Here is a 7,492-nt window from a genome sequence, read left to right as displayed (position 1 = left end):
TAGTCAAGTGGTTAGCTCTATTAGTAGCCCTGTTTCTTTCGATTTGGGACTGCAAAGGTAGGGAGCTTTTTCACCCTTGTCAAGACCCCATCCAAAAATAATTGGCGACTTACCAAATAAAATTCGGCAAGTCGCCAATTATCAGACACTTATGAGAAATAAAATTTTTAAACTTTTTTCAACAGGTGATTTTTCTTCCCCTTTGATACTAAAATGTATCGATCCTGAAGCCATTCTAACGCTACGGGGGCTGTTGGATCGGACACTTTCGTTTTGTTAATACTTACTGCATTTTGTGTAATAGCCCGACGCGCTTCTCCTTTTGACACATATACCTCTCCCCGACTAGCAACTGATAATAGATCCGTTATATCTTTACTATTGGCTATTTCTTCATCAGAAATCTCAGTTTGGGGTACACCTTCAAAGATTGTATCAAATTCATCAATCTGGATTGACCGAAGTGTATCGAGCGTCGCTTTTCCGAATAATACTTCCGAAGCTTTTACTGCCAAATCATAACCAGCTTGTGAGTGTACACGAATCGTTACATCCTGCGCAATCGCTTTCTGCAGAATTCGTAGATGCGGTGCTTCTACATGTTGTCGCTCTAACTCTTCAATTTCCTCTTTTGGCAAAAGAGTAAATACTCGAATCAATCGTGGACAATCGGCGTCGGCAGTGTTGAGCCAAAATTGATAAAACTGGTAGGGCGATGTCATAGCGGGATCAAGCCAGACGTTTCCACTTTCTGATTTGCCAAATTTGGTACCATCGGCTTTCGTCACTAATGGAGTCGTCAATGCAAACGCCAAATGGCTACCTTCTTGCCCTTCAGCTACTTCAGCTTCTTTCCGCCGAATCAACTCCGTCCCGGTTGTGATATTGCCCCATTGGTCGGCTCCGCCCATTTGTAAACGAACCTGCTTATTCTTGTAGAGCCAGTAAAAATCGTAACCTTGTAATAGTTGGTATGAGAATTCGGTAAATGAGATTCCGGTTTCGAGTCTTTTTTTGACTGAATCTTTCGCCATCATGTAATTAACGGTGATGTGCTTACCAGCCTCGCGGAGAAAGCCTAGAAAGGAAATCTCCTTAAACCAATCGTAATTATTGACCATTTCAGCCGAATTAGCTCCGCTTTCAAAGTCCAGGAATTTGGCTAATTGCTGGCGAATTCCGTCCTGATTTCGACGTAGTGTTTCTTCTGACAGAAATTCACGTTCGGCTGCTTTACCCGATGGATCACCAATCATACCTGTTGCTCCACCAACAAGTGCAAACGGCTTATGGCCAGCTCGTTGCAGGTGTACCAATAACATGATAGTCGCCAGGTTACCGATGTGAAGTGACGCTGCGGTGGGGTCAAAACCAATATAGCCAGCAGTTAATTCTTTCTGGAGTTGTTCTTCAGTTCCGGGGGTCATGTCGTTTAACATGCCCCGCCAGCGGAGTTCTTCAATAAAATTCATAATACGTAAAGAGCGAAAGAGTGCAAGAGCGAAAGAGCGATTTGACTGGACTAGATTGTTCGCCCTTACATTTTTTCGCTCTTGCACTCTTTAAATTCGTCTGCAAAAGTAGTGGTTTACGGCAAAAGCAGGGATGAGTCACCGTAACTCAGAAAACGATAGTCGTGTTGTAAGGCTTCATCATACACTTGTTTCCAGTTGTTGCCAATGAGAGCAGCGATCAGCAGAATCAATGTTGAGCCAGGTTGATGGAAGTTTGTAATGATGCCTTTACATAGTTTCAAGCGATACCCAGGCGTAATATATATACCTGTGTGTGCTACCACTGACTCCTGTTTTGCCTCAATTAACCAAGATGAAACTGCACTCAACGAGTCCTCAACGGATGGTTGTTGATTTATAGGTAGTTGATAAGCATAGTGTTGATCGAGCTGAAACGGATTAGGTTCTTTTCGAAGTAATTTGACTCCCATCCAATACAAACTTTCCAGCGCCCGCATCGACGTAGTGCCAACCGGAATGATTGCCCCCAGATGCGCCAGCAGATTTCTCAAATTTTCCTTCGTATAAACAACTTGTTCCGTGTGCATGTGATGCTGTCGAACGTCGTCAGTTTTAATTGGCTGAAAGGTCCCAGCTCCGACATGTAGGGTCAGGTAATCGTGCGAAATGCCTCGCTTGGTCAAGTCATCAAATACCGCCGGTGTAAAATGCAAGCCTGCAGTTGGCGCAGCTACAGCTCCTTCCTGTTTCGAATAAATGGTCTGATACGTATCACGATCTGCCTCGGTAACCTCACGTTTTAAGTATGGCGGTAGCGGCATCTCTCCTATATACTGAATGATCTGCGCAAATGTTAACTCAGCAGGTTGCCAACTTAGTTCAACAATTGATTGATCGTAATCATACCAGGAAGCAGTGATTTTCAGCTCACCCTGACCTTCTCCTAAAACAGGGAAAGGAAGCTGTCCTCCTTGCAATACCAATATCTCATCTCTTTTCCAGCGTTTTCGGTTACCAATCATTCCTTGCCAGATAGCTGTTCCTGTAGTTTCCATCGCCTGACTGATAGGTAAATCATTAGGGTAAGGATTTAGTAGAAATAGCTCAATTAGGGCGCCGGTTGGTTTCGTAAAGTGCAGCCGTGCCGGAATGACTTTTGTATTGTTGAAAACCAGGAAACTGTTTTCAGGTAGCAGATTAGGCAGACTTGAAAAACGCTCGTGACTAATTTGTCCAGCTTTATAAACAAGTAGTTTCGACGTGTCGCGCTGGGGTAATGGAAAACGAGCAATGCGTTCGTCGGGTAGATTATACTGAAATTGACTCAGCAAAAAGTCAGTCGATTCACTCATCACTATCTGGCTTCATGAATAAACGAATCGGTAGCCCTATCAATACTGCAACCAGAATGGCAGTACTGACAGGTAGCAACCAGGCATAATCGTAGGCCTGCATACTCCGATCAGAACGATTGAGCAATGATAATACAAAAAGCCCAAGCGCCAGAATGGTATTGACAGCTGCCATCAGCGCGTAAAACCAGTTGGTAAAAATCTCGTTCAACTCCGGGCGATGCGTTGTCCAAACGGCCTGATTAGGCACCGGGATTTGCGCCGTAGGTACTCGTTTGAAGAGTTTGTTAATGGCATTAATCAGGGTAATGTTGACAAGAAAAATGGCAATAGCGCTGTAAAAAATAACTTCACGATCAATTGTTTGAATTGGTTGTTTGAGCTCGTCGAAACGAACGGCAACCTCATCAGGATACGAAATGTAACTGGTAAATAATGCAATCAGAAGACCGAGCATTGACAGGATGCGCCAAGTTCGGACAAAAAAAGTACCTGCTTTCATTTAAAAAGAGTGAATGAGCGAAAGAGTGAATGAGCGATGAAGTGTTGCAACTACTATTGGTTATCTCATTCGTTTCTGTCAACTCGTTAAAATCAGGGCGCAAAGGTACGGCTGGAACAGATGAAATCCGTTAGTTTAGTCATCCAAACTATCATTTACTACAAATTACATAACACATTGAGTGAATGCGATTGTTACCTAAATAGCAACATTGCTCATTCGCTCTTTAATCACCATGAAAATTTATACCAAAACGGGCGATAAAGGCCAAACGGCGCTTATTGGTGGCCGTCGGGTTAGTAAAGCCGATTTACGGATCGATGCGTACGGAACAATCGATGAATTAAACTCGTGGCTTGGTTTGGTACGCGATCAACCCGTAAATGAATCTCGTAAAAACCTGTTAAAAGAAATTCAGGATCGATTATTTACAATAGGCAGCGAATTAGCTACGGATCCGGAGAAAGCACTAAGACGATCAATGCCTACGATTCTGGCAGATGATGTTTCGCTGCTTGAACAGGCGATGGACGAGATGGATACGGAGTTGCCTGAACTGCGGGCGTTTATTCTACCCGGTGGTCATCAAGCGGTTTCATTTTGTCATCTGGCCCGGACCGTTTGCCGACGAGCGGAACGATTAGTGATTGAATTGAATGACAAATCGCCAGTTGATTCGTTGGTATTACAATATCTGAATCGATTGTCGGACTATCTGTTTGTGCTGGGTCGAACGATGGCGCATGAATTACAGGTCGAAGAAGTTACCTGGAAGCCAAGGACCTGATTTTTTCAGCCAATTTTAATCGATAAATCAGTGCTCAAAAAAAAGTTGTCTTGACAACTATCTTTACTCAATCTAATTTTTTAGCTTTGCCACAGCCTGATGATTGGTAGGCAAATACAGCAACCACAAGTAGTTATGACGACGGACGTATTGCAAATTGAACTGCGGAAAGCGGAACGCTCCCGCCTTCAAGAGGTAGATTTTAATCATCTGCCTTTCGGAAAACATTTCTCGGACCACATGTTCGTGGCCGATTTCGTAGATGGTGAATGGCGGAATCAAATGATCGTGCCATTCGATAATTTCACCCTAAGCCCTGCCCTGTCGTCACTACATTATGGTCAGTCGATTTTTGAGGGCATGAAGGCATTCAAAAATGAGAATAACGAGGTTTTACTATTTCGTCCATACGCCAATTTCGAGCGAATGAACGAATCAGCCCGTCGAATGTGCATGGCTACCTTACCCGAGGAAGTGTTCATTGGAGGCATGGAAGCATTGCTACGATTGGATGCGGATTGGGTGCCTAACACGCCACATAGCTCGCTCTATGTACGTCCATACATGTTTGCAACCGATACTTATCTGGGCGTTGCTCCGTCGAAAACCTATCGTTTCTGCATATTCACTTGTCCAGTAGGCGCTTACTACAGCAATCCACCAAAATTAAAGGTTGAAACCGAATATATTCGGTCGGCACCGGGTGGTGTAGGCTATGCGAAATGCGCTGGTAACTATGCTGGGTCAATGTATCCTACATTATTGGCTCAACAACAGGGATATGATCAGTTGATCTGGACCGATGCTCGGGAACATAAATACATTGAAGAGTCGGGCACGATGAACATCATGTTTATTATCGATGGAAAATTGGTAACGCCTGCTACATCTGATTCCATCCTAAAAGGTGTTACCCGCGACTCGATTATACAGATTGCCCGTAGCTGGGGTATGGAGGTTGAAGAGCGGCTGGTATCTATTGAAGAAGTCATTTCAGGCATTGAAACGGGACGCCTGACCGAAGCTTTTGGTGCGGGAACAGCTGTCGGCTCATCACCTTATTCGCTGATTGGCTACAATGGTAAAGATTACATGCTGCCCGAATTTGCTCCAGAAGATGCATTTGCGGCAAAGGTTCGGAATTACCTCGCTGATCTTCGTACAGGTAAGATTACAGATCAGTTTGGCTGGATGTATAAACTATAAAGGCAACGAGCCTGTCTGATAGGCAATTTGCTTAACATTGAAACGAGGAAGAACGAAAGACACAGAGTAGGCTTTGTGACTTTTGTTCTTCCTCGTTTCATATTTATACCTTCGAATAACTTCCTGTGAAAGCCTTTTTAATCGTATTCTTCGCCATCGTTAGCTTTCATTCGTTCGCACAAACAAAGCCTTTCAAACGCTATTTCGGGATACATTTCGACTTTCACGCCAACAGAGATGACTCAAAAATTGGCCAAAATTTATCCGAACATACGCTTGATTCGATATTGACGGCAGTTAAACCTGATTTCATCCAGATTGATTGTAAAGGGCATCCGGGCGTTAGCAGTTATCCATCGAAAGTGGCCCATGCAACGGTTGCACCAAACATCACAAACGATCCGTTAGCTTTTTATCGCAAGGTCACCCGCCGACATGGCGTAGACTTGTATCTTCATTATTCGGGCGTTTACGATGATGCGGTCCTGGACAAACACCCAAACTGGGCAGCTCAAAAAACGGATGGCTCTTTCGATAAATCAAAGACTTCCGTACATGGCCCTTATGTTGATTCGCTACTCATACCGCAATTGCGCGAGCTGGCAAGCTATGGAGCCAATGGTGTTTGGGTTGATGGCGAATGCTGGGCTACTATTCTTGATTACTCCCCAACAGCTCTAGCAAAATTCCGAGCAGAAACGGGTATCCAAACTGTGCCAAAGCCCGAGAAAGATCCTGGTTATGAGGCCTTTCGCGAGTTTGCTCGTCGGTCATTTGTTCGTTACGTTGATCGTTATGTAACCGGAGTTCATCAGCAATACCCATCGTTCAGGATTGCTTCGAACTGGGCTTTTTCGTCCATGATGCCCGAACCAGTTTCGGCCAATGTCGATTTTCTGTCGGGTGATCTAACGCCAGGGAATAGTGTCAATTCGGCCGCGCTGGAAGCTCGAATTATGGCAGCTCAGGGACAGCTCTATCAAAAACCGTGGGATTTGATGACGTGGGGATTTTGGTACGCATTTAACCCATCGCGCCAAGGAGACCAGAAAAGTGCCGTTCACCTAATGCAGGATGCGGCACAGATACTAGCTCAAGGCGGTGGTTTTCAAACGTATTACCAACAAAGTCGAACGGCAGCACTCCCCCTCCGACCTCTACCCACTTTAAAAGCATTAAGTCAGTTTGTGCGCGCCAGACAACCTTATTGTGAGAACAGCAAACCCGTTCATCAAATTGGGCTGGTTTATTCGAACACAACTGTTCGAGCGTTTAATCAATCGCTTTTTGGCAATGGTCAAACGGGACGGGTCAGCGGTATTTTGACTGCATTACTCGATGCTCAACTTCCGGTCGAAGTTGTCTCTGAACAGCATCTGCAAGGTCGAATGAAAGAATATCCATTAATAGTAGTGTCGCAGCAAGATACACTTGACCCAACCTTTCGTCATGATCTCCTCTCTTACGCCGAACAAGGTGGACATCTACTCTTAATCGGTGCTCGTACTTGTCAATCATTTGCGATTGAGCTGGGAGTGGAAACAGGTAGCGTACAGAAACCCAATTTCCCAAAAACAGTATTGTATCAGGGAAAAACGGTAACACTTACCGGCCCATTTCTTTCCGTAAACATTACTGGAAAAGCTACTCAATCCATCGGTCAATTTCTTGCATCCGAAGCGGGCGATCCAGTTCCTGGTGTAATTGCTACTGAAACTACTTTGGGAAAAGGAAAATTAACCGCGATCTATGCCGACTTAAGTACTGATTATCGAATTCATCAGTCGTCGGATTTGCGCGATTTTATCGCTTCGCTGGTTAAGCCATTGCTCCCTAATCCGCGAGTGAAAGTCAGTGGTTCGCATTTGGTGCATGTGGTGCTCAATCAACAGCATAATCAGCTGGCTGTCAATTTGATCAATACAGGTGGCCGTCACGCTGACCCGCAAGTTTTCACCTACGATGAGGTTCCTCCTCTAACCAATCTGACAGTTCAGATACAAGTTGATCATAAACCAAACCGCATCGTACAGCAACCTGAAAATCGATCCTTACCTGTGCACTATAAAGGCGGAATTGCTACGGTAACTGTACCTCATTTAGCGATTCATTCTGTGCTAGTGGTTGAACCAAACAAATAGGCAACTTACTATATTTTGTTATTTAAGTT

6 protein-coding genes are annotated in these 7,492 nt (G+C 44.5%); 3 read left to right on the top strand and 3 right to left on the bottom strand.

Annotated features, from left to right (window positions below):
* Positions 1–167: 167 nt before the first annotated feature.
* The 3 genes from tyrS to ACYVE4_RS25040 form a co-directional block, all read right to left on the bottom strand.
* Positions 168–1,472: a tyrosine--tRNA ligase gene (gene tyrS, locus ACYVE4_RS25050; protein WP_461043013.1), complete on the bottom strand. Its 1,305-nt coding sequence runs from the start codon at positions 1,470–1,472 to the stop codon at positions 168–170.
* A 116-nt stretch (positions 1,473–1,588) separates the two neighbouring features.
* Complete coding sequence (locus ACYVE4_RS25045; protein WP_461043012.1) at positions 1,589–2,827, bottom strand: S-adenosylmethionine:tRNA ribosyltransferase-isomerase; 1,239 nt, start codon at positions 2,825–2,827, stop codon at positions 1,589–1,591.
* On the bottom strand, positions 2,820–3,329 hold the full coding sequence (locus ACYVE4_RS25040; protein ID WP_461043011.1) for a hypothetical protein: 510 nt from the start codon (positions 3,327–3,329) through the stop codon (positions 2,820–2,822). Before ACYVE4_RS25040 ends, ACYVE4_RS25045 begins: the two co-directional genes overlap by 8 nt.
* Before the next feature lie 235 nt (positions 3,330–3,564).
* Here ACYVE4_RS25040 and ACYVE4_RS25035 point away from each other — a divergent pair, with 235 nt between their 5' ends.
* The 3 genes from ACYVE4_RS25035 to ACYVE4_RS25025 all read left to right on the top strand — a co-directional run bounded on the left by ACYVE4_RS25035 (position 3,565) and on the right by ACYVE4_RS25025 (position 7,463).
* Positions 3,565–4,116: a cob(I)yrinic acid a,c-diamide adenosyltransferase gene (locus ACYVE4_RS25035; protein WP_461043010.1), complete on the top strand. Its 552-nt coding sequence runs from the start codon at positions 3,565–3,567 to the stop codon at positions 4,114–4,116.
* A 135-nt stretch (positions 4,117–4,251) separates the two neighbouring features.
* Positions 4,252–5,322 (top strand): branched-chain amino acid aminotransferase, encoded by a 1,071-nt coding sequence (locus tag ACYVE4_RS25030; RefSeq protein WP_461043009.1) that lies wholly within the window; start codon positions 4,252–4,254, stop codon positions 5,320–5,322.
* Positions 5,323–5,447: 125 nt separating this feature from the next.
* On the top strand, positions 5,448–7,463 hold the full coding sequence (locus tag ACYVE4_RS25025) for an alpha-amylase family protein (protein ID WP_461043008.1): 2,016 nt from the start codon (positions 5,448–5,450) through the stop codon (positions 7,461–7,463).
* Positions 7,464–7,492 lie beyond the last annotated feature (29 nt).

Source organism: Spirosoma harenae, assembly GCF_054776975.1.
The sequence above is the reverse complement of the archived record's forward strand: the minus strand, read 5'-3'. Positions and strand labels throughout refer to the sequence as shown.

What these genes read in the sequence shown, in the direction of transcription:
- tyrS (WP_461043013.1), bottom strand. Translation starts at nt 1,472, where the DNA reads ATGAATTTTATTGAAGAACTCCGCTGGCGGGGCATGTTAAACGACATG.
- ACYVE4_RS25045 (WP_461043012.1), bottom strand. Translation starts at nt 2,827, where the DNA reads ATGAGTGAATCGACTGACTTTTTGCTGAGTCAATTTCAGTATAATCTA.
- ACYVE4_RS25040 (WP_461043011.1), bottom strand. Translation starts at nt 3,329, where the DNA reads ATGAAAGCAGGTACTTTTTTTGTCCGAACTTGGCGCATCCTGTCAATG.
- ACYVE4_RS25035 (WP_461043010.1), top strand. Translation starts at nt 3,565, where the DNA reads ATGAAAATTTATACCAAAACGGGCGATAAAGGCCAAACGGCGCTTATT.
- ACYVE4_RS25030 (WP_461043009.1), top strand. Translation starts at nt 4,252, where the DNA reads ATGACGACGGACGTATTGCAAATTGAACTGCGGAAAGCGGAACGCTCC.